17 protein-coding genes are annotated in these 25,757 nt (G+C 46.7%); 3 read left to right on the forward strand and 14 right to left on the reverse strand.

Annotation, left to right across the window (positions count from 1 at the left end):
* Positions 1-26 precede the first annotated feature (26 nt).
* The gene (locus RJ32_RS09435; protein ID WP_034821621.1) at positions 27-440 is read left to right on the forward strand and encodes a DUF3293 domain-containing protein; all 414 of its coding nucleotides are present in this window, start codon (positions 27-29) and stop codon (positions 438-440) included.
* Between the two features lie 60 nt (positions 441-500).
* The gene (locus RJ32_RS09440) at positions 501-1,361 is read left to right on the forward strand and encodes a DMT family transporter (protein WP_268766516.1); all 861 of its coding nucleotides are present in this window, start codon (positions 501-503) and stop codon (positions 1,359-1,361) included.
* On the opposite strand, the gene RJ32_RS09445 is transcribed toward RJ32_RS09440, so the two are convergent.
* From RJ32_RS09445 to RJ32_RS09485, 9 genes are all read right to left on the reverse strand, one after another.
* Positions 1,351-2,406, reverse strand: coding sequence for an endonuclease/exonuclease/phosphatase family protein (locus RJ32_RS09445; protein WP_034821627.1), 1,056 nt, complete (start codon positions 2,404-2,406; stop codon positions 1,351-1,353). The two genes, RJ32_RS09440 and RJ32_RS09445, sit on opposite strands and share 11 nt — an antisense overlap.
* 412 nt (positions 2,407-2,818) lie before the next feature.
* Entirely contained in the window at positions 2,819-4,396 is a 1,578-nt protein-coding gene (locus RJ32_RS09450; RefSeq protein WP_034821628.1) for a dihydrolipoyllysine-residue acetyltransferase, read from the reverse strand.
* A 12-nt stretch (positions 4,397-4,408) separates the two neighbouring features.
* The gene (locus RJ32_RS09455; protein ID WP_034821629.1) at positions 4,409-5,386 is read right to left on the reverse strand and encodes an alpha-ketoacid dehydrogenase subunit beta; all 978 of its coding nucleotides are present in this window, start codon (positions 5,384-5,386) and stop codon (positions 4,409-4,411) included.
* Positions 5,386-6,573, reverse strand: coding sequence for a thiamine pyrophosphate-dependent dehydrogenase E1 component subunit alpha (locus RJ32_RS09460; RefSeq protein ID WP_034821630.1), 1,188 nt, complete (start codon positions 6,571-6,573; stop codon positions 5,386-5,388). The genes RJ32_RS09455 and RJ32_RS09460 overlap by 1 nt, the downstream gene beginning before the upstream one ends.
* Before the next feature lie 157 nt (positions 6,574-6,730).
* The gene (gene astE, locus RJ32_RS09465; protein WP_034821631.1) at positions 6,731-7,762 is read right to left on the reverse strand and encodes a succinylglutamate desuccinylase; all 1,032 of its coding nucleotides are present in this window, start codon (positions 7,760-7,762) and stop codon (positions 6,731-6,733) included.
* A 12-nt stretch (positions 7,763-7,774) separates the two neighbouring features.
* Positions 7,775-8,485, reverse strand: a complete 711-nt coding sequence (locus RJ32_RS09470; protein WP_034821632.1) for a DUF599 domain-containing protein — start codon at positions 8,483-8,485, stop codon at positions 7,775-7,777.
* A 129-nt stretch (positions 8,486-8,614) separates the two neighbouring features.
* Positions 8,615-11,791: an efflux RND transporter permease subunit gene (locus tag RJ32_RS09475; protein ID WP_034821633.1), complete on the reverse strand. Its 3,177-nt coding sequence runs from the start codon at positions 11,789-11,791 to the stop codon at positions 8,615-8,617.
* Positions 11,792-11,796: 5 nt separating this feature from the next.
* On the reverse strand, positions 11,797-13,026 hold the full coding sequence (locus RJ32_RS09480; protein ID WP_034821635.1) for an efflux RND transporter periplasmic adaptor subunit: 1,230 nt from the start codon (positions 13,024-13,026) through the stop codon (positions 11,797-11,799).
* A 120-nt stretch (positions 13,027-13,146) separates the two neighbouring features.
* Positions 13,147-15,114: a monovalent cation:proton antiporter family protein gene (locus RJ32_RS09485; protein WP_034821637.1), complete on the reverse strand. Its 1,968-nt coding sequence runs from the start codon at positions 15,112-15,114 to the stop codon at positions 13,147-13,149.
* Between the two features lie 167 nt (positions 15,115-15,281).
* Between RJ32_RS09485 and RJ32_RS09490 the strand changes: the two genes are divergently transcribed.
* Positions 15,282-16,187, forward strand: a complete 906-nt coding sequence (locus RJ32_RS09490) for a GGDEF domain-containing protein (RefSeq protein WP_034821640.1) — start codon at positions 15,282-15,284, stop codon at positions 16,185-16,187.
* Here the strand turns inward: RJ32_RS09490 and tilS are convergent.
* The 5 genes from tilS to RJ32_RS09515 all read right to left on the reverse strand — a co-directional run bounded on the left by tilS (position 16,153) and on the right by RJ32_RS09515 (position 25,618).
* Positions 16,153-17,499, reverse strand: a complete 1,347-nt coding sequence (tilS, locus tag RJ32_RS09495) for a tRNA lysidine(34) synthetase TilS (RefSeq protein WP_034821642.1) — start codon at positions 17,497-17,499, stop codon at positions 16,153-16,155. The genes RJ32_RS09490 and tilS overlap by 35 nt on opposite strands.
* A 6-nt stretch (positions 17,500-17,505) precedes the next feature.
* Complete coding sequence (gene accA / locus RJ32_RS09500) at positions 17,506-18,462, reverse strand: acetyl-CoA carboxylase carboxyl transferase subunit alpha (RefSeq protein WP_011234924.1); 957 nt, start codon at positions 18,460-18,462, stop codon at positions 17,506-17,508.
* A gap of 15 nt (positions 18,463-18,477) precedes the next feature.
* Positions 18,478-21,954, reverse strand: coding sequence for a DNA polymerase III subunit alpha (dnaE, locus tag RJ32_RS09505; RefSeq protein ID WP_034821645.1), 3,477 nt, complete (start codon positions 21,952-21,954; stop codon positions 18,478-18,480).
* 78 nt (positions 21,955-22,032) lie between these two features.
* On the reverse strand, positions 22,033-23,328 hold the full coding sequence (locus RJ32_RS09510; protein ID WP_034821648.1) for an NAD(P)/FAD-dependent oxidoreductase: 1,296 nt from the start codon (positions 23,326-23,328) through the stop codon (positions 22,033-22,035).
* Positions 23,329-23,428: 100 nt separating this feature from the next.
* Positions 23,429-25,618 carry a M3 family metallopeptidase gene (locus RJ32_RS09515; RefSeq protein WP_034821651.1) on the reverse strand — a complete coding sequence of 730 codons (2,190 nt, stop codon included), beginning with the start codon at positions 25,616-25,618 and terminating at the stop codon, positions 23,429-23,431.
* Positions 25,619-25,757: the final 139 nt, after the last annotated feature.

Consider the following 25,757-nt stretch of genomic DNA (forward strand, 5'->3'; position numbering starts at 1 on the left):
CATAGCATCGATACTCGGGTCAAAACATGGATAAAGAACTGCTAAACAGCTATAAAAATACAGATTATTGGTTCGCAGTTGGAGAAAAGACAATCACTTTGACTATAGGTCAAAAGAATAATGCCTTTGACCGTTTATGTGAGCGCCTTGGTCAAACTACAGGCAGCTTTATCACAGCCTGTAACCCACAAAGCCAACTGCTTACAAAGAACGAAAATAAAAGCAGAAATAAGCAATTAGCGACTCGTTTAGAGCAAATGGCTGAAATTCACTGTTTTTCAGGAGAAGGTCAGGATCGCGACAAACAATGGCCCCCGGAAGCCAGTTTTATGGTCTTAGGCCTCAACCAGAAAACAGCCATTGACCTCGCACGAGAGTACCAGCAAAATGCCCTGGTCTGGATTGAATACCAACAAGCAGCAGTACTCATCGACGTATGAGTTAAGGGGTCACCATGCCATCACACCATAGCCGCTGATAAACAAGCCTTTGTTTATGCGATCATCGCCGTACTGTTATGGTCAACGGTGGCTACCGCATTCAAAATAACCCTGCAGTACATGACCCCATTGCAGATGGTTACTGCTGCCAGTAGTGTTTCTTTTGTCATTCTCGCGCTGGTCTGCCTTATTCAGAAAAAAACCAGCGAATTAATACTCGAGCTACGTAAAATGCCCTTGTATTACCTGCTCATGGGGCTTATTAATCCACTTATTTATTATCTGGTGCTTTTTCAGGCTTATAAACTGCTGCCGGCTTCCGAAGCTCAACCACTCAATTACACCTGGGCCATTGCCCTTAGCATTATGGCCGCTCTGTTTTTAAAACAAAGCATACGCCGTCGCGACTGGGTTGCCTGCGCCTTAGGTTATTTTGGAGTATTGGTTATTGCCACACGAGGTAATGTGCTGGAGCTTAGCTTCAGTGATCCCTGGGGCGTTACGCTGGCGTTAATTTCCACTTTCTTGTGGGCTGGCTACTGGATCCTGAATACGCGCCGTAACGCCGATTCTGTTGTTAGCTTAGTACTTTCTTTTGGCTTGGCCTTACCCATACTTATTGTCGCCAGCTTCATATGGAGTGACTGGTCGGCAATACCCTGGCAAGGCTGGGCAGCGGTAAGCTACGTAGGCTTATTTGAAATGGGAATAACCTTCCTATTCTGGTTAAAAGCCATGAAAACAGCCACCAATACGGCACTTATCAGCAACTTAATTTTTATTTCGCCGTTTATCTCGCTGTTGCTGCTCTCGGTCGTGATTGGCGAAACCATTTATCCAAGTACGCTAGTTGGGCTTATGCTTATTATTTTCGGACTGTTAGTTCAACGCATTCACTTTCGGCGTAAGCTTAAGCCATAGCTTTATTCACAATCTCATCAGCGGCTTCTTTGTCATCTTCATCCGGCGACGGACCATCACCAGCACCATTTTCTCCCGGTGCTAAAGCAAGCTCCGTCAGTAATGGAAAATGATCTGACCCAAACCCCGGTAAACGTGTCATTGAAACCAGAGCAAAATGGTGGCTGTGGAATATATGATCCAACGGCCAGCGGGCAAACCAGTATTCCGCGTGGAAAGTATTAAACATACCACGCCCAATACGAGGGTCTAACAAGCCACTAAGCTTGCGGAAAAGAAGCGTCGTGCGCGACCAGGCAACATCGTTCAAATCTCCAGTGACTATAGTCGGATATTTCTCCGGCTCAACCCGACGAGCGACCAGAACCAGTTCAGCATCCCGCTCTGCCGACTCTTCATTTTCAGAAGGGCTGGGTGGCGCAGGGTGCACAAAATGCGCTTTCACTTTCTGTCCACAAGGCAGCTCAATAAAACAATGTACCGACGGTTTATCGTCTTCAACCAGATACTCAACACTGACATCAGACAAAGCATAACGAGAATACACATGCATGCCATAGAGGTTATCCAAAGGTACCTTTACCGTATGCGGATAATCCGGTTCAATCGCATCCAGCTTCTCCTGCCACCAGTCATCAGACTCAAGTGTGACCAGCACATCTGGCGTAAAATCATGAACCAGCTTTAGCAAGCCATCACTATTATGGTTAGGGGTAAGAACATTCGCGGTCATAATGCGCAAGCGCCCGTTAGCATTACCCGGCCGGACCGCTTCAACTTCCTTAGGAAAGAAAAAGGTATAAGGCACAACCCACCAAAGCTGACAGACCAGACAACCAATGACGATGCCTAATGCCATTGCCGTAACGGAGTTCCAGTCACGTATAACAATGAGCCCTATGACCAGCAAGGCAGCTAATAACACCGACAGCTGCAAACGCGGAAAATCCAAACCACGTATCCACCAAACTTGAGCTCGGGACAATGGCGCCAGGGTAAGCACCAACAGTAATACCGCTAAGGAAAGATAAATGACTTCAAACATGCTGACTCTCAATACTTCTCAGATAAGAAAACAATAGCACAGCTAAACAAGGGAAGCCGATAAGAAGTGTTAAAGCTCCTACAGATAGTGCGTTTCGCTAGAAGTCAAAACCCTCTGATACAGGAGACGCAACAAGCTCATCCATGAGGGCTTGACGAAGGCCATCCATGGCCTTCGACACTCATGTATCAGAGGGTTTTAACTTCAGACGCTACGCCCACTATCCGTAGGATCTGCTAGCTTTATTTAACTTACTGAACGCAGATGTAGATAGCCAGAAACAAAAAAAGAGTTAGATAAAAGCGAAGGAACTGTGTGACGCCATGGATGGCGTCACACAAGCCCCCAAGGATGGGTTTACGGCGTGTTCCGAAGCTTTATCTAACTCTTTGTTTCTGGCTCAGCCTCTATCTCAGACCATGTTTACCAGCATGCTGGTTGGGTCTTCGAGGTATTCCTGCCAGAGTTTGTTGAAGCGGGCAATGGTGCCACCGTCGATAATACGATGGTCGCCTGACCAACTTACCGTCATTATCTTACGGGCAACCACGTTACCGTTGGCATCAAAGCGCGGCAGTTCCTGCACCTTACCTAAAGCGACAATCGCGGCTTCCGGCTTATTGATGATAGGAGTTGCCACCGTACCGCCAATAACACCGATGTTTGAAATGCTGATGGTACCGCCTTTCATATCGGCTTGCGGCAACTTGCCTTCACGCGATGCCTGAGTCAGACGAGTCACTTCATTAGCGACATCGATAATGCTTTTGTTTTGTACCTGTTTTACGTTAGGTACTAACAGGCCAATCTTGGTGTCAACGGCCATGCCAATGTTGTGATCATCAAAATAAGTGATCTCAGTACAGTCTTCATTCACCTGTGCATTCATCACAGGGAATTCTTTCAGTGCCAGCGAAAGAGCTTTGATAAAGAATGGCATAACAGTTAAACGAATACCCTTCTCTTTGTATTGCTCTTTTAGCTTTTCACGCAATGCGATTAAGTCAGTAACATCAAACTCATCAGCGTAGGTGAAATGTGGAATCGTACTGACCGAGCTCATCATCTGCTTAGCCATAGCCGCTTTCACACCACGGATAGCTTCAGTACGAGTACCACCGCTAGTAGCTGCTGACTTCTGCGGTTGCTGGCTATCGCTTGATGCCGCTGACTTCTGCTCACCCGATTTAAAGGCTTCAATATCTTTCTTCAGCACACGGCCTTTTTTACCTGAGCCAGACACTTCAGCAATATTAATATCGCTTTCGCGTGCCAGACGGCGTACTGCCGGGCTGGCAACTGCTTTGCCCTGACGCGCCTTCGCTGGCGGTTCGGCTTCCGCTTTAGGATCCGATGACGGAGTCTGAGACTTGGGCTCAACATGGCTGTGCGGAGCATTTGAACCAGGCTCCTGAACACCACCAGCAGGCTGCAATGCAAACAACGGCTTATGTACTTCCGCGATGTCACCTTTTTTGTGATACAGCTTAACCACGGTACCGTCGTCTTTAGCCGGAATTTCAACCGTTGCTTTGTCCGTCATGACTTCAACAACCGGCTGGTCTTCTTTCACTTCATCGCCTTCAGACACCAGCCATTCAACGATTTCACATTCAACAATACCTTCACCGATATCCGGCAAAATAAAGTCAGTTGTATCGCCGCCAGCTGAGGTTTGTTTTTTATCTGTCTTCGGCTCTTCTTTTTGAGCAGACGCGCTGTCTTTAGCTGGCGCCTCATCAGAAGATCCGTCAGCGGGTTTAATCGCAAACAACGGTTCGTGAACCTTAGCAATATCACCTTTCTGGTAATACAGCTTTTCCACAATGCCGTCGTCTTTGGCCGGGATCTCAACCATAGCTTTGTCAGTCATGACCTCAACTACAGGTTGGTCTTCTTTGACCTCGTCACCTTCGGCAACCAGCCACTCAACGATTTCGCACTCTACGATCCCTTCGCCGATATCGGGCAGAATAAAGTCTTTACTCATGTCGATGGGTCCTTAGTAGTTCATTGAGCGTTTGATCGCTTCATAAATCTTCAAGTGATCAGCCATGTACTCTTTTTCGTGACACAGCGGATACGGTACGTCGATACCGCACACTCGGCCAATGGGTGATTCCAGGTACAGGAAGCATTTGTCCTGAACGGTTGCCGCAATTTCGCTCGCGAATCCGCCGGTAATAGGCGCTTCCTGAGTGATGACCAAACGACCGGTTTTTAAAACCGATTCTGTAACGGTTTCAACATCCCACGGAGAAATAGTACGCAAGTCAATCACTTCGCACGAAACGCCGTCTTCTTCCGATTTTTCGACCGCTTTTTCAATCATTTCCATCTGCGCGCCCCAGCCAAGAACGGTAATATCTTTACCTTCTTTGACCACGTCCGCTTTGCCTAATGGAATGGTGTACTCTTCTTCCGGAACATCGCCTGTTGACGCGCGGTACAGCCGCTTCGGTTCCATGAACAACACCGGGTTTTTATCAAAAATGGCGCTCAGCAATAACCCTTTGGCTTCATAAGGGTTACGCGGCGTCACAATTTTAATGCCCGGTGTGTGGGCAAAATAGGCTTCCGGAGACTGTGAGTGATAATGACCACCCGCGATACCACCACCGTACGGTGTACGAATGGTTAAACCGCCCACGTTAAACTCATTACCTGAGCGATAACGGAACTTGGCCGTTTCATTCACTATTTGGTCAAACGCCGGAAAGATGTAGTCACCGAATTGAATTTCAGCAATGGCATAACTGCCCTGAGAAGCAAGACCATTGGCAAAGCCAATAATGCCCTGTTCAACCAACGGCGTATTAAAGTTACGCTGCTTGCCGTACTTTTCAGTTAAACCTGAAGTGGCACGGAATACACCGCCAAAGCCACCGGTGTCTTCACCAAAGCTGTATACATTGTCATGTTTGGCCATCGCCAGGTCTAGCGCGCTGTTGATGGCTTGTAATAAATTCATTTTAGCCATTAGTCCAGTCTCCCCGACGTTTTGCTGTAAGCATCCGGATACTTACGAATGTGTTCTTTTAACTCGTCTAACTGCTCTTTCAGCATGTCAGTCGGCTTGTCGTAAACATCGTTAATCAGTTCATCAACGTGCGGGACCGGTACTTTTTCTGACTCTTTCAACGCTGCCAGTACTTTCGCTTTCACTTCTGCGTGATGCTCTTCAACATGGTCTTTATTTAACCAGCCTTCGTTCATCATCCATTTCTGTAAGCGATCCAGCGGATCTTTAGCCTGCCAGTCAGCTTCTTCTTCACGCGTACGATAACCGGTAGGGTCATCTGACGTTGAGTGACCAGACATACGGTACGACATGGCTTCAATCAATACCGGTTCGTTTTCTTCTACAGCCAAACGGCGGGCTTCCTGAGTCGCTTTCAACACAGCAAACGCATCATTACCGTCAATACGTATGGTTTTCATACCATAGCCAATACCACGTGGTGCGATACCGTCGCCGCTGTATTGTTCACCTTGTGCCGGAGTAGAAATAGCATAACCATTATTACGACAGAAAAAGATAACCGGCACTTTATAGACCGAAGCCATGTTCAGAGCAGCATGGAAATCACCTTCTGACGCGGCACCTTCACCAAAATAACAAATGGTGCACTTGCCGGTTTTATCCATTTTCTGACCAAACGCATAGCCGGTTGCCTGTGGAATTTGTGTTCCCAACGGCGAGGAAATGGTCATAAAATTCAAGTCAGCACAGCCATAATGAACCGGCATTTGACGGCCTTTGCCTAAGTCTTTTTCGTTGGAAAACAGTTGATTCATGAACTGCTCAACGGTAAAGCCACGATACGCTAAGGCGCCCTGCTCACGGTATTGACCCATGATCATGTCACCGAAATCAAGCGCCGCCGCAGAAGCCACACTTGCAGCTTCCTCACCGCGGGAAGCAAGGTAAAAGCTGATGCGACCCTGACGTTGAGCGGCAATCATGCGTTCATCAAGAATACGAATAAATTGCATGGTGTCGTGAATTTTCACGATCAGCTCTTTATCGTATTCCGGCATGTCCGCATCTTTATGAAAACTGCCATCTTCTTTTAAGATTTGCAGCATCGGAATTGTGACAGAGTCTTTATCAAACCATTTCGGTTTCGTCACAATTTCTGTGTTGTGTTTTTTATCCTTGACCATAACCTTCTCTTTCGGTTTTAAGCTGGGTTGGAAATTGCCGCTACTTTACCTTTACGTAAAGTGACATGCAAACCACAGCCTAATGAAAACTGAGTGCGCTAAGTGTAAATAGAAACGAACAGTCATTAAAAAGTTCGGCAACTTAAGCTCATTGATTTCAGACTAAATCGAGCGAATCCGTTGGTACTCGTACTACGGTTAACAGCGCCCTGTGCCCCAAAGCCACTTTGGCGTTAGGGAAAATAATATGTTCCTCATTGTGCTGCGCATAACGCGCCTGGCCACCATCCCGAGCCAGTAACGCCCCTTTATTAAAAGAGGTGAAGTTAGCAACATCATCCGCAAAGTTTAGCTCAAAATCCGGCTGCGTGCGGTTAATGGTTTGTGCCTCTTTGAATACATAGTGCTGTTCTGGCTCGAAGGGACCAAATTCCAGCTCAGCTTCTCCAATCAATTTACGGAAAGAGGTTTCCGCTGCGGCAAACTGAGTTCGGTCGTTTTCGCCAAATGGCCGGACTTTACCCAGCTCAACTGTAAATGCACAAGCGTTAAACTGGCGAGCGCTGAAGTATGAGAATGTCGTTGTCGGTGCCTGGTTTAATAATACCGTATCAACTCCACAGGCAAGCAAAAACTGCAGTTGCCTGCGGCTATAAGGTGCACCATGAGTAAACGGATAGACCGCGAATTTCTCACGTTTAGAGTCGCGGATTGCAGTATGTAGGTCATAGTGGAAGCGCTCGCGCTGACCTTCCGGCGCTGACTGATAAAATCGTTCTACGTAACGCTCAATTTTAGCAGCACGCTCACGTTCCTTATTGTGTGTATCGCCCTGGCTGTGCGCTCCGCTGAACAACCGGTTCATATTTTCCTCAACAAAACGCTCACCTTTATTAATCGATGCCGGGTTTGCAATCAGAAACAGCGTGCGGTGCGTTACCCTCTGCTTTTCATTAATAATGTCATTAATGATGTCCCGGCATATTTCAATAGGAGCGGTTTCATTGCCATGAACAGCACAGGACAACACAATATCTTTGTATCCGGGATTGACCGGCGCAACTTCTAATACGCCGCTATCCCATACAGACAATTTTGTGCCATCGCTCAGTGTTAAGTCATGACCCTCGTTACAACCCCATTCATGTTCACAGGTCCAGGCAAGAAAATCAGAAAATACCTTATTCACAACCGTCTCCTATTATTTTTTCCCCGGCACATAACCCTTCGTTGCCAGCAATTCACGTAATACCCGCGAACGATATTCACGACGATAGAGTACCGCTACCACAACCGCGCTCGAAACAATCAATACGACGGGATGCAGAAACCAGGATAAATATGCTAAAGCGAAATAATATGTACGCAGACCCTTATTGTACTCATGTCCGGATTGATCCAGTACCTTCGCTGCATGCATGGCAAAACGTCGACGTTCTTCTTCGGGTTTATTGCCCTGATGATATTCGACTGAAGCTCCCAGCAGCACCGACACAAAGCCAAATTGGCGAATAGACCAGGTAAATTTAAAAAAGGCATAAATAAAAATAATGGCTAACACCGACAGCTTAAACTGCACCAAAATAGAACTGGTATCGGGGCTCATCGGAATTTCATTTAACACCAGCACAACTTCATCGGCATGGGCTAATACCGTAATAACACCGGCCAGCACCAAAATAGTAGAAGATGCAAAAAAAGTAACCGTTCGTTCAACGTTACCGATAAGCGACGCATCGGCAACTTGGTTTTCTTTGTGCATGACAGTAGTAAACCAGTCGATTCTTAGCGAGCACAAAATACTCGACAGACAATGCGTGGTTCTGGCTCGTTTGCGGGCAAACAACGAGTAGCCTATCCAGCAGAAAAAGAAAAATAGCAATGCGGCAAAATCAAGAAGTGACAGCAACATGTCAGCGTTTCCTCTGGAGTGGTTCAGTTTATAATTTAACAGTTTATTATGGTTAGTTTACCAGTTTATGACTGACCATACGATAAAGCCGGAGACTTAGCTCCGGCTTTCTTTTAGTGATGAGAGCACTTAGTAGTTTTCCAACGCCTCTTTAGTACTCATGTCCTTAGGTTCCGGTGGCTTAGCCAGCCCATACCAAGACAACATGGTACGTATGCCTCGTTTACTGTCGGCCAAAATTAAATACAAACAGGGTATTAACAGTAAGGTAATGACCGTTGCAAAGATAATACCAAAGGCCAGTGATATTGCCATTGGTATAACCATCTTAGCCTGCAGGCTCTTCTCCAGCACAATCGGAAGCAAACCGAAAAAAGTCGTTAAGGAAGTTAAGGTTATTGCGCGGAAGCGACGACAACCGGCATCGAGCACGGCCTTACGTAAATCCGTTCCAACTTCCCGGGCACGGTTAACGTAGTCAACCATGACCAGACTATCGTTGACCACAACCCCGGCTAACGCAATGATGCCGAACAAACTTAAGATGCTGACCGGCATACCAATAACCCAGTGCCCGATAACGGCGCCAATAACACCAAATGGAATCACTGACATAATAATAAGCGGCTGACTATAGGATTTTAGCGGAATTGCCATTAAGGCATAGACCGCAAACATTGCCAAAAAACCGCCAAGAGCAAGAGAGCCTGTTGCTTCAGCTTCATCCTGAGTCGCACCCTGGAGTTGGAAGTTAACACTAGGGTACTTATCCAGAATTGGTTGGATTTTTTGTTCACGAACTTCATTTACAACGCGGAAAGGTTCTACTGTATCTTTATCGACCCGCGCACGAACGTTCACAGAGCGTTGGCGGTCAATACGGGTAATGGTGCTATAACCCTCAGCGAACTCAATATCAGCCAATTCTGTAAATGGAATTTCAGAACCATCAGGACCACGCAGCTTCATATCCTGCAAGTTGCCAACGGACTCACGCTGGTCACGGGGGTAACGAACCATGACTTTAACTTCTTCGTCGCCTCGCTGTATGCGCTGGGCTTCAGCACCGTAGAAGGCATAGCGCACCTGAGTAGCCAGTTCAGCCAGATTAATCCCCATAGCAGTCGCTAACGGTTTGGTCTGCAGAAGAATTTCTTCTTTACCGTCGCCAAAGGTATCTTCAATATCAAATACCCCGTCATAGTCGGCAAGTTCCAGCTTAAGCTCATCAGCTGCGGCTTTCAGTTCATCCAGGTTTTCACCGACTAACTGAAACTCAATATCAAAGCCACTACCGCCACTCATGCTTCCCTGGAAATTAAGGGCTCGCACTCCAGCCAATTCGGGAACAGCTTCACGCCATTGGTTCACAATTTCAAACCCGTCTATCTGGCGGTCTTCACCTTTTTTCAGTTCTACAAATACCGTACCGGCAGTATTGCCATCCATCCAGATATTGGTATGACGGACAACGGCTTCACCGTCGTTTTCTTTAATCCGACTGTTCACGTCGTTGAGTGACTTTTCCACGCTGTTCAGGACTTCAATGGTGCGAGTTTCTGAGGTGCCGGGCTGCATCTCCACATTCGCCTGAATAAAATCGCTAGGAATATCCGGGAAGAAAACCCAACGTACAATACCGCCACTCATAAGACCGACCATCAGAATCAGCATACCGACAAAGGTTGCTAACGTTGTATAACGGTAGTGCAGACATTTTTTGAGGAACGGTCGATAGTAATTATCTACGAAAGACTTAATTGCATTCGCGAATTTATTGCGAAAACGTTGGAAAGCGTTGGCTTTTTCACCTTTCTGTTTGGAATACTTCATATTAGCGATGTGCGCTGGCAATATGAGTTTTGACTCCACTAAGGAAAAGGCCAAACAAAGAATAACGACCCAGGCAATAGACTCCCAAATAGCACCCATACCTCCTTCAACCGTCAACATGGGCACAAAGGCAACCATAGTTGTTAGTACGCCAAAGGTGGCCGGCATTGCCACACGCTTAGCTCCGGCAATAACGTTATCGATACTTTTACCGTTTTCCTCTATTTCGGTATAGGCACTTTCCCCTATGACTATCGCGTCATCCACCACTATCCCTAACACGAGTATAAAGCCGAACAGCGATATCATATTAATTGAGATATCAAACATCGGCAGCGGCATTAACGCAATGGTGCCTAAAAAGCACACCGGAATACCTATCATGACCCAGAACGCCAAACGCAGTTGTAAGAATAACGACAACATAAGGAAGACCAACAGCCCGCCCATCCACATATTATTCATCATTAAGTCTAAGCGGCCTTGCAGGTAATAAGACGAATCGCCCCACTTTGCTACCTGAACGCCGTCGGGCAGCTCTTCATTTTTTCTTTCCGTATAGCCCCGGACGTACTCTGCTATTTTAAGATCGTTCTGATCGCCCACTGACTGTACGCGGACAAAAGTTGCCGGCTTACCGTCAAAGCGGGTATAAGACTCTTCTTCAATAAAACCGTCTTCTACTTTGGCTATATCACCCAGAGTTAAACGCGTACCGTCAGCACGGCTTAATAAAACAATTTTCTCAAACTCACCGCCAACGTAAGCCTGGTTATTGGCTCGCAGTAAAATGTCACCGTTAGGGGTCTTTATTGAACCACCAGCAACATCAATTGAGGTTCCGCGAACCGCGTCAACAATTTGTGAGAAGGTCAGTCCGTAGCGTTCAAGATCCTGCTGAGAAATCTCAACCGAAATTTCATAATCACGGTCACCAACCACATCAACTTTGGTTATGCCGCCGACAGTCTTGAGCTCATCTCTGACTTCCTTCGCCAGCTCTTTACGGGAGCGCTCATCCAGGTCGCCATAAACCGACATCCAGATAACTTGTCGCTGTGGTCTTACCCGATAGATATTCGGTTTCTCGATTTGCTGAGGGAAGTTAGGAATGGCATCCACCAGCATTTTCACCTCGTCCATGACAACTTGCACGTCATAGTCAGGTTCAACTTCCAAAGTGACACTACCGCCGCCTTCGCGCGACTGAGAGGTCATCTCTTCGATACCATCAACATCCTCAATGGCATCTTCTATCAGCATAATAACGCCCTGCTCCACTTCCTGTGGCGCAGCACCGGGGAAAGGTACCTGGATACTGATAATATTCAGTTCAATTTCAGGAAACATTTGCTTGCGCACAGTAAATACTGACAGCGCGCCTGCAACCAGAATAATGATCATCAATAAATTTGCGGCTACCGAGTTGCGTGCAAACCACGCAATCAGACCGGTTTGTTTTTCAGTCGTCATGATGTTTACCCGCCTACATTTTCAGAGTCTTCGGCTTTTTTCTCACCGTTTTCATCTGTTTTAGCCGTTGTTTCCATTTGCTCTGGCAGTGGATCGCCGGGCAAACGTACCTTCATACCCGGTAACGCATTCTTCAGCTGCGTCAGCACCACTTTATCTCCACTTTCCAGTCCGGAGCTTATAAGGCTTGTATTGCCCTGAGTTCGCACAACCTCAACATCACGTTTTTCCAGCTCGCGACTCTCAGGAACAATCCAGACAGACCCATCAGGATTCAGTGCATAGGTAGGAATTTCCATAACTCCCTGAGCCACAGTGCCCTCAACTTTAGCCTGCACGAAACGCCCATAGCGCAAAGGAATAGGATGTGTCTCTTCACCCAGGTTGTAAGGGTCAGAAACTTCTACAACACCATAGATAACCCGGCTGTTTTCATCTAAAACGCCTTCTGTCCGAACCAGACGTCCCTGCCAGGTTGCCGACTCACCGGAAACCATAGATTCTAACTGCACTCGGGGCGCTTCTTCAGCAACGGCCGGATCAAGAATATAAGTCATATCAAGGTCACTTAATGGCAACCGGACTTCTGCGGTGCGGGTATCAAAAACCAGGGCTATTTGGCTGCCCGTTGACACAAACTGTCCCAGGTTAGCTTCTTTACTGCGAAGTACGCTGTCGTATGGGGCTTTTATGGTGGTCCGCTCTAAATCACGCTCTGCTTTGGCGACGTTAGCTTCGGCTGACTCTACTGCAGCAATGGCACTGGCCAGTTGCGGTTTGCGTAAGCCCAGTTCAGGAGCATTCCCTTCTTTAAATGCCGACCATTCTTCTTCAGCAACCCGGGCACGCGCTTTCTCTTGTTCTAACTCGGACTGAGCCTGTAACAAGTTAGCCCTAGCTTGCTGGGCTGCAACTTCATAATCAGACGGATCAACCTGAACCAGCATATCGCCTTTTTTGAAAAACCCACCGGCATGGTAATTCTCAGCAACGTCGACAATCTGTCCGGTCACTTCTGCAACCAGTGTGGTTGAATGCTTTGGCTTTACCGTTCCCTGAGAATCAACGATAAAGGTCATGTCACGAGGGCTCACTTCCAGAATTTCAACCATCGCAGCGGGTTTACTTGTATCTTTCTGTTTTGGCGGCTCCGCAGACATGCTTGCAAGTATCGATAAAACGATAGCTCCAACAATAATTAACGGCGGAATAAAGGCTCGTTTTTTAAATTTCATTTTTTATTGTTCTCATAATTGGTTAACTCACAGCATTACTATTGCTGTTAATAATGTAAAATGTTAGACGTTAACTGTTGCCAGTTGTGTGATTCCGGCACTAAGTTGTAACTGACTGTTTCAGCCTTCAAGTAACCACCGTTCCGCGGCCTCAACATAACGCGGTTTACCCACCAACAAGACCACGTCCTGCGGTTGTAATTCGGTATCACTATCAGGCTCCGGAATTTCCTCGTCGTCACGCCGTAAAGCTTTTAATTGCACCTGATGCTTGTCCCAGTCTAATTCATCAATGCGTTTGCCCGTCGCCCAGGCACCTTCCGGTAAGGTTAAAGCACGTAAAAACTCAAGTTTGTCAGCCAGTTCCGGTGTAATTTCAGTTTCATTCCCCTGAAAGAACCCATGCATTTCACCGTAGTGGTTACGCCTTTCTTTATCTAACCGCGCAAGAATACGACGTATTGGAATACCACTACGACTGAGCACGTGAGAAATAAGCATTAAGCTTGCTTCCAGTGTGTCCGGTACCACCTGCGATGCACCGGCTTCCTGTAACTGAGTCAATCTTGTATCGTCACGACTCCGTACAATAATGTAGGCCTCGGGGTTTAACTGGCGAAGCTCTTTTAGTACTTCAAGTGCGCGCAAATCATCAGCGAAACTGATAATAATCAGATCGACACTCTCGGCTCCTACCGCCCGTAAGATGTCTTTTCGGGCGCTGTCACCAAAGTAGACACGGGCGCCACCGGCAACGGCTTCCTGAACTCGCATGGGGTCATTATCTACAGCTATGTGAGTAATTCCCTCGGCGTCCAAAAATCGACTCATGGTTTGACCAACCCGGCCAAAGCCGCAAATAAGTACCTGGTTCTCCAACCCTTCACTGCCTGAGGTTCGTTGCTGCTCAATATCGACTAGAGGGTCAGGATGGCGGACGACCAGATTCACCAAAGATTTCAGACGATGAATCACAATGGGTGTTATCGCCATACTCAATACACCAATACCTATCATACTGGTGACTATCTCTTTACTCAGTAGACCATGACTGCTTGCCAAGGCGACAATGACAAAGCCAAACTCCCCCATTTGAAATAGCGAAATACCACTGCCCCAGGCATCTTCGTCCCGCTCGCCCATAAAACGTGCTACCGAGCTAATTAAAGCAATTTTAATAACGGCCATTACAATCAAAGCCAGCAGTATCCAGTGAAAATTCTGGACGAAACCATAAAGCTGAAGCTGCATGCCTATGGTCGTAAAGAACAAGCCCATTAAAATATCGCGAAATGGGCGAATATCGGCTTCCAACTGGTGTTTATACTGGCTTTCCCCCAGCATCATTCCGGCTAAAAAAGCACCTAACGCCATAGAAAGACCGAAAACATGAGTCATACCACCTGCAACCAGTGCGACCAGAAGTGTCGCCAGAACAAACAGCTCATCGGTTCTTTGCTTGGCTATTTCTTTGAATAAATAGGGTAAGACCCATTTGCCTATAGTCATGAGCACCGCAATGACAGCGGCCCCCTTCGCCAGAGCCAATAATAAGGTGTAGCCAATGTTGCCATTATCGGAGGCCAGTAAAGGAATAATAATAAGCAGTGGTACCACCGCTATATCCTGAAACAGCAAAATGGCGACACTCATCTGCCCGCGACGGGTTGACGTCTGTGCGCTTTCTTTTAATTGCTTGATAACAACCGCAGTAGAGGACAACGCCAGCGCTCCAGCAATAGCCAGAGATGCAGCCCATTCATCCAGCCAGATAAACCCAATAAGCAAAAAGATTAACAAGGAACCAAGAACCTGAGCCGCACCTAACCCGAATACCCACCGCCGCATCGCGATCATCTTCGGTAAGGAGAACTCAAGCCCCAGCGAAAACAGGAGCAAAACAATACCCAGCTCAGCAACCAAATGATAATCATCCGGGTCAGCTATCCAGCCCATAACATCGGGCCCGGCAATAATACCGGCAACCAAGTAGGCTAGAATTGCCGGCAATTTCACCCTTCTGAAGAGCCAGACAAGAATAACGGCAACCGCTAATAAAAGCAGAAGGCTGGAAAATGTACCGTTCATTCATAAACTCCTGGATTGCTTTGTTTTTATGAGTGTCAAAATAGTAACACTCTTTTGTTTCAGAAAAACTAGCTCTTATAACGTTTTGTAAAATATAGCTTTTCTATTTTTGGCCTAATATTTGCAAATAAATTTTCAATTATCAAATTCAGGCAAAAAGGTTTGTCATGCTAAACAGAGCTGTAGCAAAAACTGAGAGTAAGGCAACTGAGAACAAAACTCAGGCAATTATCAGTCAATTAACCTCATCGGCCGATTTGCAAAGCAAATCAACCCCGTTAACTGAACGGTTGCAGACATCTCTCGATTTGCATCAGGTATTATCTATTTACGCAGAATACATGGTTCAGCGTCTACCGGTAAGTGCCCTGCAATTTATCTCTGATGATCAAATTATTAATTTAATTGGCGATTACGAAAGTCTTGAGAGTGAATACTCGGTAATGCTTTATGCCGATAAGGAATACTTAGGACAAATGGTTTACCAATTCAAACGTCAACCATCCTATGTGAATAAAGTGCGCCTGGAACAAATGCACCGACAGCTGACTTTCCCTCTGCGTAACGCTATAGAGTTTTCGCGCTTAAGAAAAGTTGCGATACGGGACCATTTAACCGGCCTTGGTAACAGAGCCTTACTGGACGAAACGCTTGAGCACATCAGTGCACGTTTAAAGCGCGATAACAAACAGTCTCATATTGTCATGTTATTGGATATGGATGGCTTTAAAAACGTCAACGACCGTCATGGGCACCAGCAAGGTGATGAAGTACTGAAGCTGTTTGGCAATTTATTGCAGCAGCAACTGCGCGATACGGATCGGGTATTTCGCTATGGTGGCGATGAATTCGTATTAATACTGGAAAACACAAGGCTCGAACAAGCAGACGACGTTTTTCGGCGTATTCGGGATGCACTCGATAACGATATTAGCCTTGCCACTTTCAATATTGGCGTTAGCGCTGGTAGCCTGGTTATGGAAAGTTTTCATAGTCCCCAGGATATTATTGATGAAGCTGACAGACGCCTTTACGCCGCTAAAGTAGCCGGTAAGAATCAACACCTGAGCTAACCCAGTTTGGCTCAGGTAACTGAAGGCTGTCGAATTCTGTTTTCTCAATAACCTGATAGCTGAACCAGCCTAGTCCGGCCACCCACACGTACTGAGCGTTCAACTCAAGTATTGGTCGTCGGGCTCTTAACCACGGCGGAATTCCTGCCTGCTTCAACCAGTCTTTTAGTTTTTTGCGCCCCTGACGCCCAGGCTTTGCCAGCTTTTCTGAGGTTAACGAAAAGGTTAATCTCAACTCATTATTATTCGTCAGCAATGCATCTGGCACGCTTAATGTGCCCCACTCCCCCAAATTGACATTAGCCTCAGCTAACCAACAATCTGCCGGTAATTGCCCGGTATTGTTGTCACACCATAGTGCGTATTGAAAGTAGCGCACACTGTAGCCATCACACTGAACCTGCATTTGGCTGTCGTCTGTTGCGCTTTGAGCTTGTAAGCGAATTTGCTCCAGTTGCTCGTAACTGGGCAACGAATATTTTTGTTCTTGTAGCCAGGCTCGCAGTAACGCTCGCTGCATAGCAGCAGAATGATCACTGAGTAAACTTAAAGGAAAGTGGCTCTTGTGCTTCTGCGCTTTATGCAGTTTTTCCAGCAACAGTTCATCCATCACCTGCTGTTGCTCGGCACAAAGTTTTGCTGACCTCAGCACGCTAATCCCAAACTGTGGCCAGCGCTGCTCTAATAACGGCACCACTTTATGTCGCAAAAAGTTCCGCTCAATACGAGTGTCGTAGTTCGTATCGTCTTCAATCCAGGTTAATTTCTGTTGCCGCGCATAGCTTAAAATGTCTTCTTTACTGACACTGAGCAAAGGACGGCAGAGACGGCGGTTGTCCACCCATGGCTGAACAGCGGCCATTGAGGATAAGCCTTTTGGCCCGCTGCCGCGTTTTAATTGCAGAAAAAAGGTTTCAATTTGGTCATTGCGGTGTTGTCCAAGCAGTAATACCGCATCATCGTCGGTCAGCTCGGCCATTCTCCGGTAACGGCTTTCACGCCCGGCGGCCTCTTTGCTTTGCCGGTTTTCTACGGGCACATTAAGCGGCTCAAAAACCGTTTTTACACCATAGGCCTTAGCAGCATGCTCAATGGTCGACGACCAGTCAGCTGAACTGGGGTGAAAGCTATGATCTAAATGAATGGCTAAATACTGATACTGAGGGTTATGCTGACGAAAGCGCATCAGCAAGTCGAGGATAGTTTGCGAGTCAGCCCCGCCACCAAGGGCAGCAACTAATTGCTGCCCCGGCTTTAATGCAAGAGACTCTAAGCTTTCACAAAACAGGTCATAAAGACCATCTTTCATCATTGGTAATTAGCAGTAACCAAAAGACATAAGTTTACGATAACGCTGATCCAGCAGTTCCTCGTGGCTTAACCCCTGTAAGCTGCCTAAATCAGCAATCAGCTGACGCTTAAGGCGTACTGCCATTTCTTCCTGATGACGGTGTGCGCCGCCTAAAGGCTCAGGTATCACAGAGTCAACCAGACCCAACTCTTTACTTCGCTCTGCGGTTACCCCCATAGCTTCTGCTGCTAATGGTGCTTTGCTGGCACTTTTCCACAAAATAGAAGCACAACCTTCCGGAGAAATAACCGAGTACGTACTGTATTGCAGCATGTTAACGCGGTCACCGACACCAATAGCCAGAGCACCACCAGAACCACCCTCTCCAATAACAGTACAAACGATAGGAACGGTTAAGCGAGCCATCACTTTCAAGTTGCGCGCAATGGCTTCACTCTGACCGCGTTCTTCCGCACCAATTCCAGGATAAGCGCCCGGTGTATCAATGAAGGTAACAATTGGCATTTTAAACCGTTCTGCGGTTTGCATCAGGCGTAGCGCCTTACGATAACCTTCCGGCTTTGGCATACCAAAGTTACGACGGATCTTCTCTTTGGTTTCGCGGCCTTTTTGCTGCCCTATAACCATAACCGGAGTGCCGTCTAAACGCGCAATACCGCCAACAATCGCCTCGTCGTTAGCAAAAGAGCGATCACCCGCCATTTCGTCAAACTCGGTGAATATCATGCGAATATAGTCAAGCGTGTATGGACGCAACGGATGACGCGCCAGCTGTGCTACCTGCCACGCACCTAAATCAGAAAAGATTTTCTCTGTCAGTTCCTGACTCTTTGTGGTCAGCCGCTGCACTTCCTCTTCCAAGTTAAGATCCAGTTGTCCGCGGTTGCCAACAGACTTCAGTTCCTCGATTTGCGCTTCAAGTTCCGCAATAGGTTGTTCAAAATCCAGAAAATTAAGGCTCATTCGCTGTCATTTCCTTTAAAATTCAAGTGAAACTTGCTGAGTTCCCAGCAAATTCTGTAATTCGTATATTAATTCATCAGACGGATTCACATACCATTGTGCGCCAACATTTAAAGTGGCTTCAACACGTTCCGACTGATACCGCATTTTTATCGGACAAGTCCCTTCAGCAAAGGGCTGTAATAGCTTTTCCAGTTTTCCGGCAAGACCTTTAGCAAGCTGCTCATCCGTTACTGTAATTGCTAAATGCCGGAGATAAGTTTCCCGAGCCTGCTCAATTGCCATCACTTCTCTGGCAGTCATTGTATTGCTATTACTGAAGTTATCAAATCTGACCTCACCTTTTATCCACAAAATTCGGTCTTTTTCGAGCAATTCCTGATAACTTTCGTATTCATTACTAAATAAGCGTACATCCATGCGCGCTGTTTTGTCATCTAAAGTCACTATAGCAAAACGCTGACCTCTTTTATTGGTCAGTACTCTCACATCAATCACCAACCCGGCAATGGCAATACTCTCATCTTTGCGGGTGGGAGTAACATTGGACAAGGTACTATTAATGTAATGCTTGAGCTCTGCACGAAAACGGTTAATGGGGTGACCGGTTAAATAAAGACCCAGGGTGTCACGTTCGCCTTCTAACCAGACCGCTTCCGACCATTTACGTACGCTGACAAACTCCTGCTCAACCGCTTCAGGTTCGGTGGTGAGCACCCCAAACATATCCGACTGACCAATTTTTTCTGCATTCAAATGCTGTTCGGCCTGACGAATGGCTTTTTCCAACGTCGCCATTAATGAAGCGCGGTGAGGTCCTAAGTTGTCCATTGCACCAGCACGAATTAAGCGCTGTAGAATACGCTTATTCATTCGCTTTAGGTCAACCCGGCAACAGAAGTCGAATAAATCGCGAAACGGCCCGCCCTCTTCCCGGGCTTTGATAATAGACTCAATTGGCCCTTCACCCACACCTTTTATTGCGCCTATACCGTAAACCACTCGTTGCTGTTCATCTACGGTAAACTTATATTCGCCTTTGTTCACATCCGGCGGCAACAAATCCAGCCCCATGCGTTCGCATTCGTCCGCCAGAGTGACAATTTTGTCGGTGTTGTCCATATCGGCAGACATCACCGCAGCCATAAATTCTGCCGGAAAGTGGGTTTTCATCCATAAGGTCTGGTATGACACTAAAGCGTAGGCAGCCGAGTGCGACTTGTTAAATCCATAACCGGCAAATTTCTCTACCAAGTCGAAGATTTTCGTTGCCAGTTCAGGGTCGATATTATTCTTTGCAGCACCTTTAGCGAAAATTTCTCGCTGCTTTGCCATTTCTTCAGGCTTTTTCTTACCCATTGCACGGCGTAATAAATCTGCGCCACCCAAAGTGTAGCCCGCCAGAACCTGGGCAATTTGCATTACCTGTTCCTGATAGAGGATGACACCGTAAGTCGGTTCCAGTATTGGTTGCAAACTCTCATGCTGATACTCAGCATCGGGGTATGAGATTTCTTCCCTGCCGTGCTTTCGGTCAATAAAGTTATCAACCATGCCGGACTGCAGAGGCCCCGGCCGGAATAGCGCCACCAAGGCGATAATGTCTTCGAAAGAGTCTGGCAAAAGCTTTTTAATAAGCTCTTTCATGCCACGCGACTCTAACTGGAACACCGCCGTTGTCTCGGCTTTTTTCAACAGTTTAAAACACGCCGGATCAGTTAAATCAATCGACGTAATATCAATGGGCTCTTTGCCGCTCTTAGCATGACGGCGGTTCACCATATCAACCGCCCACTGAATAATGGTCAGCGTTCTCAGCCCCAAAAAGTCGAACTTAACCAGACCTGCTGACTCAACATCGTCTTTATCAAACTGAGTGACCGGGTTGTTGCCTTCGTCATCGCAATACAATGGCGAGAAGTCGGTTATTTTGGTTGGGGAAATAACCACGCCACCAGCGTGTTTACCAGCATTACGAGTCACACCTTCAAGAATACGGGCCATATCAATAATGGCCTTAACTTCTTCATCCTGGTCGTACGCGGCACCAAGCTGAGGCTCAATTTCAAAGGCTTTGGCCAGGGTCATGCCCGGATCGCCCGGTATTAATTTGGAAATTCGGTCGACAAAGCCATACGGGTGAGCCAATACCCGTCCGACATCGCGTATCGCAGCCTTAGCCGCCATGGTACCGAAGGTAATAATTTGCGAAACCGCTTCACGGCCATATAGGTCAGCAACGTGATCTATAACTTCATCCCGACGCTCCATACAGAAGTCGACATCGAAATCCGGCATGGAAACCCGCTCAGGGTTAAGGAATCGTTCGAAAAGCAAGTCAAATTCAAGCGGATCCAAATCCGTTATTTTAAGTGCATAAGCCACCAGAGAGCCTGCACCTGAACCGCGTCCCGGGCCTACGGGGATGCCGTTATCTTTACTCCACTGAATGAATTCCATAACGATAAGGAAATATCCGGGAAAGCCCATATCGTTAATAACGCCGAGTTCGCGCTTGAGTCGTTCGTCGTACTCTGGGCGCTTTTGCTGTCGCTCTTCCGCGTCAGGAAACAAAAACTCTAAACGTTCTTCCAGCCCTTCTTCCGAAACTTTGATTAAAAACTCTTCCGTTGTCAGGTCGCCAGTGGGAAACTTAGGCAGGAAGTATTCGCCCAAACGCACAGTGACATTACAACGCTTAGCTATTTCAACAGTATTTTCTATTGCTTCAGGAATGTCAGAAAACAACTCTGTCATTTCTTCGCTGGAGCGCAAATATTGTTGTGGTAAATATTTCTTTGGCCGGCGTTTGTCTTCTAGTTGATACCCGTCGTGAATAGCCACACGAATTTCGTGAGCATCAAAGTCTTCTTCTTTCAGGAAAACCACTTCATTAGTAGCGACAACGGGTAGACCGGTTTCTCCGGCTAAAGCCACCGCTTTATGTAAATAGGTTTCTTCCTGAGGTCGACCGGTGCGCACCAGCTCCAGGTAATAGCGATCAGGAAAATATTGCTGATAGAAATCGAGGGCGGCATCCAGCTGACTGTCGTGGCCTTTAATTAGAGCCTGCCCTACATCGCCCTGACGGCTTCCGGACAATAAGATAATGCCTTCGTTATGCTCCTTCAGCCAGTCTTTATCGATAACCGGCTTACCTTTAATATTACCGCGCAAATAAGCTTTTGAAATAAGCTGAGTTATCTGCTGATAACCTTCGTTATCCATTGCCAGTGCGGTCAGGCGGAAAATTTCAGATTCAGGATAGTCAGCCTGCACCCAGAAATCGCACCCTATTAATGGCTTTAAGCCCAATTGATGCGCCTTTCCATAGTAGCGAACCAGACCACAAAAGTTCATTTGGTCGGTAATAGCTAAAGCAGGCATACCCGCTTCAGCAACAGCCTCACAAATTGGACCAACTTTCGCCAGTCCGTCTATCATGGAAAAGTCGCTATGAACTCTTAAGTGAACAAAATTTGGTGCAGTCATTTTACGGATACAGTCTGGCTTTTTTCATTATCATTTTAGGGTCGTTATTGTGCCTTAAGCAGCCTCTGAAGTATATCGTCAGTGTAACTTCAGTCGCGGTTTTACAACATGGTTAAGTTTGTCCACCATTAACAACAAAAACATCTTCCACCAACCGTGTAAGGCTCTTTGGTGCATGCGGTATAAACTGGCGTAAGCCCAACGCGCTAAAGTGCCTTCAAGCGACATTGACAGACTTTTACTTTGCATTAAATTACCCACCGCCGAAAAACGGCTCAGTGAGACGAGCGAGCCTCTGTCTTTATACTTAAAGGCTTTCGCCGGTTTGTTGCGGTACTCACGCACAATGTTCTGATATAAACATTCAGCCATCTGATGTGCTGACTGAGCTCTTGGTGGTACCCAACGTTCATCGTCTATGCGGCAACCAGCACAGTCGCCTATGGCATAAATGCTTTCGTCAGAGACCGACTGGAGATACTCATTTACTTCAATTTGATTGTTTTTGCGAACTTTCAGACCCCATTCACTGACAAAATCGGGAGCCCGGACACCGGCTGCCCATACCATTAAGTTAGCACTGATATTCTCTCCTTCAGACAACACCAGAGTGTTTTCTTTTACTTCAGTAACCGGATTACCCAATATGACTTCAACACCCAGCGATTTCAGTTTCTTCTCTACCGATGCTGACAAACGCTCAGGCAACGCGGGCAATAATCGTTTACCGGCTTCAACCAAGCGAACTTCAAAATGTTTTTGATCAAGGAAAGAAAGACCATAAATAGATAACAATGACACCGAATGAATGAGTTCAGCAGCCAGTTCTACTCCGGTTGCCCCACCGCCCACAATAGCCAGTGACAATTTCGTATTTTCGCCGTCTTCGATCGACTGATTTACCCGTAAAAACTCATTTAGTAAATGTTCATGGAACTCATCCGCCTGACGCAGTGAGTCCAGAAAATAACAATGATCGCTAACGCCGGGGGTTCCAAAGTCTGCGGTAACACTGCCAATGGCAAGAATTAATCTATCGTATTGAATACTGCGCGGCGCCAACACTTCATGGCCCTGCTCATCTGTTATCGCCGCCAGTTGAATAGACTTTTCGTCTTTATTCACAGCCTCTAACGTACCGACCAGAAACTGGAAACCTTCGCGGGCACTTTGTCCGCGGTAATCCAGTTCAGCCAGCCGCGAGTCCAGAGCACCTGAGGCTACTTCGTGCAACAACGGCTTCCATAAGTGAGTACTGTTTCTGTCAATTAGCGTTATCTTTGCTTTCTTCTTGCGACCCAGCTTTCTTCCCAGCATCGTCGCCAATTCTAATCCGCCTGCACCACCACCAACTATGACAATCCGTTCTTGCATTTGTGCCTCGCCTATCTGCAGATAATAAAAAAGCCACTGACGATGATAACGCCAGTGGCTTTAGATAACGACTGTTCAGTCGAAATTATTTCAGTACGACTTAGTCGATACTAGGATCCGTTAATCCGCGACGTTCAAGCAAGGCTTCAACAGTCGGCTCCTGACCACGCCAGTCGATGTACTGTTGCATAGGATCTTTACTGCTGCCTTTTGACAGAATTTCTTTACGGAAAGCCTGGCCATTTTCAAGGCTCAAACCACCGTTATTGCCCATGTGTTTAAACGCATCGGCTGCCAACACTTCACTCCACATGTAAGCGTAGTAACCTGCTGAGTAGCCGCCGGCAAATACGTGAGCAAAGTAAGTTGAACGGTAGCGTGGTGGTACGGCTTCAATAGCTACACCGTTTTTCTCCAGCGCGGCCTGCTCAAACTTCTCAATGTCGCTAATTTCTGTACCCGGCTCCACTGTATGATACTCAAGATCCAGTAACGCAGCGGAAATATACTCTAAAGTATCAAAGCCCTGGTTAAAGTTACGTGCATCCAGTACTTTTTGCAGTAACTCGTCAGGAATCTGTTCACCCGTTTCGTAATGCTTTGCATAATTTGCAATAACTTTCGGGTTCAGCGTCCAGTCTTCCTGGAAAGTTGAAGGGAACTCAACGTAGTCACGCGGCACAGACGTACCTGCCTGAGATGGATATTTCACGTCAGAGAACATGCCGTGCAACGCATGGCCCATTTCATGGAACATGGTTGAAACTTCATCAAAGCTTAACAAGGTTGGTTCACCCTCAGGCGCTTTAGTGATGTTCATGTTATTCAAAATGACCGGCTTCTGGTTCATCAATTCAGACTGAGTACGGAACGAGCTCATCCAGGCTCCACCGCGTTTGCTGTCGCGAGCATAATAGTCCGCATAGAACAAACCTAAACTTGAGCCGTCTACGTCTTTCACTTCATAAACAACAACATCATCCTGATAAACAGGGATATCGTTACGCTCTTCAAAAGTGATGCCAAACAATTGGTTCATTGCATAGAACACGCCGTCTTCCAGAACACGATTAAATTCGAAGTATTTTTTCACTTCGTCAGAGTCAATCGCGTATTTTTCTTCGCGAACTTTCTCTGCGTAGTAGAACCAGTCCCAAGGTTTCAGTTCATGCTGTTCGCCTTCAGCCTCAATCATCGCACGAATCTCTTCGGCTTCGCTTTCAACGTTGCTTACAACTGCAGGAACCAGATCACGCAACATTTTTTGAGCGGCTTCTGGATTACCGGCCATGTTTTCTTCAAGAACGTAATCACCCCAGGTGTCATAACCTAATAGATTCGCCTTTTCTGCACGCAACTGAGTTAGCTTTGCAACCATTGGGCGAGTATCGGTCTCGGTATTTCCTGTGCCACGGTTTGAGGACGCTTCCCAAATGCGCTGACGCAATTCGCGGTTTTCAAGATCAGTCAAAATAGACTGACGTGTTGTGTTAGTTAAAGTAATGGCGTATTTACCCGGCATATCACGGCTTTCAGCCGCACTCGCCAAGCTACTGATTTGACTATCACTTAAGCCGGCTAATTCTTCTTTAGAATCAACGACAATCACGTTTTCCTTGGTCAACTTCATTAAGCTGTTGCGAAATTCTGTTGTCAGGCTGGAAAGTTGCGAATTAACATCGCGAATCTGTTGTTGCTCATCTTCATTTAGTTCAGCACCAGCACGGACAAAACCTTTGTAGGTGTCTTCTAATAAACGTTCTGACGCAGTATCCAGCTCTAATTCGTCACGTTTGTCATGAAGTGACTTAATTCGGGCAAACAATTTAGCGTTCAGACGAATATTATCGCTATGAGCCGCTAACTTCGGAGCTAACTTACCCTGCAGCTCGCGAATTTGTTCATCACTATTGGACGATGACAGGTTGTAGAAAACTGATGAAACACGGCCAAGGATCGCACCCGATTTTTCCATCGCTACAATGGTATTCTCAAATGTTGGCTCTGCTGAGTTATTTGCAATGGCTTCAATTTCAGCCATGTGCTCTTCCATACCCTTTTCAAACGCAGGCTCAAAATGTTTGAACTCAATGGCATCGAAGTCAGGTGCCTGATACAGCAGAGGGCTGGGTTTGTAGAATGGATTGGTTTCTTTTGCTTGTTGACTGCTGTCTTTAGAAGCTTCAGTTGAAGCAGTTTTGTTCTCAGTTGTCGATGAGTCATTTGCATCACTGCAAGCTCCCAACGATACTGCCGCACTCACAGCTACAGCCAGTAAAGTTTTCCGCATGGGTATCTCCCGTTGTCTATGTTTATCATTGTGATTTTGGTGACAATACTCTAGCCCTGTGGAGGCTCAGGCTCAAGAGCTAAACGGCAAAAAGCATGATCTTCGGGGTAAAACTTAAGATGGATAAAAAATACAACAA

The sequence above is a fragment of the Idiomarina sp. 28-8 genome (assembly GCF_000320945.2).
In the GTDB taxonomy this organism is placed as follows: domain Bacteria; phylum Pseudomonadota; class Gammaproteobacteria; order Enterobacterales; family Alteromonadaceae; genus Idiomarina; species Idiomarina loihiensis.

Coding starts and splice junctions, on each gene's coding strand:
- dnaE (WP_034821645.1), bottom strand. CDS start 21,954: ATGACTGCACCAAATTTTGTTCACTTAAGAGTTCATAGCGACTTTTCC.
- RJ32_RS09510 (WP_034821648.1), bottom strand. CDS start 23,328: ATGCAAGAACGGATTGTCATAGTTGGTGGTGGTGCAGGCGGATTAGAA.
- RJ32_RS09475 (WP_034821633.1), bottom strand. CDS start 11,791: ATGACGACTGAAAAACAAACCGGTCTGATTGCGTGGTTTGCACGCAAC.
- RJ32_RS09480 (WP_034821635.1), bottom strand. CDS start 13,026: ATGAAATTTAAAAAACGAGCCTTTATTCCGCCGTTAATTATTGTTGGA.
- RJ32_RS09515 (WP_034821651.1), bottom strand. CDS start 25,618: ATGCGGAAAACTTTACTGGCTGTAGCTGTGAGTGCGGCAGTATCGTTG.
- RJ32_RS09490 (WP_034821640.1), top strand. CDS start 15,282: ATGCTAAACAGAGCTGTAGCAAAAACTGAGAGTAAGGCAACTGAGAAC.
- RJ32_RS09455 (WP_034821629.1), bottom strand. CDS start 5,386: ATGGCTAAAATGAATTTATTACAAGCCATCAACAGCGCGCTAGACCTG.
- RJ32_RS09435 (WP_034821621.1), top strand. CDS start 27: ATGGATAAAGAACTGCTAAACAGCTATAAAAATACAGATTATTGGTTC.
- accA (WP_011234924.1), bottom strand. CDS start 18,462: ATGAGCCTTAATTTTCTGGATTTTGAACAACCTATTGCGGAACTTGAA.
- RJ32_RS09460 (WP_034821630.1), bottom strand. CDS start 6,573: ATGGTCAAGGATAAAAAACACAACACAGAAATTGTGACGAAACCGAAA.
- RJ32_RS09470 (WP_034821632.1), bottom strand. CDS start 8,485: ATGTTGCTGTCACTTCTTGATTTTGCCGCATTGCTATTTTTCTTTTTC.
- RJ32_RS09450 (WP_034821628.1), bottom strand. CDS start 4,396: ATGAGTAAAGACTTTATTCTGCCCGATATCGGCGAAGGGATCGTAGAG.
- RJ32_RS09445 (WP_034821627.1), bottom strand. CDS start 2,406: ATGTTTGAAGTCATTTATCTTTCCTTAGCGGTATTACTGTTGGTGCTT.
- RJ32_RS09485 (WP_034821637.1), bottom strand. CDS start 15,114: ATGAACGGTACATTTTCCAGCCTTCTGCTTTTATTAGCGGTTGCCGTT.
- tilS (WP_034821642.1), bottom strand. CDS start 17,499: ATGATGAAAGATGGTCTTTATGACCTGTTTTGTGAAAGCTTAGAGTCT.